1 protein-coding gene is annotated in these 1288 nt (G+C 66.8%); it reads left to right on the forward strand.

The window, feature by feature from the left end:
• Positions 1–54: 54 nt before the first annotated feature.
• Entirely contained in the window at positions 55–1179 is a 1125-nt protein-coding gene (locus C7C45_RS32955) for an IS30 family transposase (RefSeq protein ID WP_110568834.1), read from the forward strand.
• Positions 1180–1288: the final 109 nt, after the last annotated feature.

The following is a 1288-nucleotide window of genomic DNA, read 5'->3' on the forward strand; positions in this document are numbered from 1 at the left end:
CTTGGGCTCAAGTGGTTGTTGCAACGGGGTGGATTCTCGTCAGGATGAGGGGTCATGCCGGGGCAGAGGTTGTCGTCCGCGGAGCGGGCGCAGATTGAGGTGTTGTTCGGTCAGGGGTTGAACTGTCCGCAGATCGCGCAGGTGATCGGACGGGATCGCTCGACGGTGTGGCGGGAGTTGTCGCGGAATCACTGCGGTACCGGGGGTCGGGTGCCGACGGGTCAGCGGCATCCGCATGGTCCGGCTCCTGGGTATGTGGCGGGGGTGGGCTACCCGAAGGGGTGGGGTGGGGTGTATCGGTGGAAGTACTGTCACCGCAACGCTCAGGGCAAGGCGGACGAGCGGGCACGGCGTCCTCGTGAGGGGAAGTTGCGTCCGAGGTGGGGGCGGGCGTGGCCGCCGTTGTGGCAGACGGTCAGGGATCGTCTGACGCAGCGGCATTCGCCGCAGCAGATCGCCCGGTCGTTGCGGCGGGAGTTCCCCGACAGACCGGAGATGTGGGTGTCACACGAGACGATCTACCAGGCGATCTACTTCCAGGCCCGGGGTGGGATGCGTCAAGAACTGGCCCGGCAGGTCGCGTTGCGCTCGGGGCGGGCGCAGCGTCGGGCGCAGTCGCGGCAGGCCAGCGCGGTGCGGGGCCGGCCGTGGGTGCGTGACTTTCACATCTCGACTCGCCCGGCCGAGGTCGAAGACCGGGCCGTGCCGGGGCACTGGGAAGGTGACCTGGTCATCGGTGCCCGAGGGTCCAGCGCGATCATCACCCTGGTCGAGCGCGCCACCCGGTATGTGATGCTCGGCGCTCTGCCCGAATCGCGGGTCAGTGAACAGGTCATCGACACCCTCACCGGCCTGATGCGCCGCTTGCCGGTCGAGCTGCGTAAGACCCTGACCTGGGACCAGGGCATCGAAATGATCTACCACCCTGTCTTCACCCTGGCCACCGACTGCAAGGTCTACTTCTGCGACCCCCACTCACCGTGGCAACGCGGCAGCAACGAAAACACCAACGGCCTGCTACGCCAGTACTTCCCCCGCTCCAGCACCGACTTCCGCACCTGGACCCAGGACGACCTCGACGCCGTCGCCCGAGAACTCAACGGACGACCACGAAAAACCCTCGACTGGCATAATCCGGCCGAAGTACTCCACAAACACCTGGTTGCAACCGCCGCTTGAAACCGCCGTCCGCCGAGGCCACTACTTCCGGGAACCTGCGCGATCAACGCGCCTAGACTTCCGGCGTGAACGACGAGGCCGGCTCGCGTACGCACACCCAGCAGGCGGC

The sequence above is a fragment of the Micromonospora arborensis genome (genome assembly GCF_003205615.1).
GTDB classification, from domain to species: Bacteria; Actinomycetota; Actinomycetes; order Mycobacteriales; family Micromonosporaceae; genus Micromonospora; species Micromonospora arborensis.